At 33.9% G+C, this 301-nt stretch carries 1 protein-coding gene; it reads right to left on the bottom strand.

Translation table 11 applies throughout. From position 1 onward, the window contains the following. Positions 1 to 110: 110 nt before the first annotated feature. On the bottom strand, positions 111 to 301 hold a 191-nt coding region (locus LJD32_RS15195), incomplete at its 5' end, for a hypothetical protein (RefSeq protein WP_227392846.1).

Genomic DNA, 301 nt, shown 5'->3' with positions numbered 1-301 from the left:
AGTATATCATAATCTGTTCGCTTTTATCATAACTTTCTAACCTTTCAATAGTACTCCCACTGATATTTTCTAATTTAGAGTTTATGCGATTGACATGTCCATCTCACTTTTTAGCTGCCTGTGGCAGTATCCACATGACATAGGCCTTTTTTCATTCCATCATAGTTTCTATAATCATATTCCTTTCCATTTTGACTGGTAATCCTTCTTGAAAGATAATCATTTCCTCTTGTTAGTGGGGCATATCCGGGATTCTCTACATTTTGTATCTCTACATCTAGATAAATTCTTTTCATTGTTC

It is taken from the genome of Faecalibacillus sp. TM498, from assembly GCF_020589955.1.
GTDB classification, from domain to species: domain Bacteria; phylum Bacillota_I; class Bacilli_A; order Erysipelotrichales; family Coprobacillaceae; genus Faecalibacillus; species Faecalibacillus intestinalis.
This window is presented reverse-complemented; position numbering and strand designations above follow the sequence as displayed.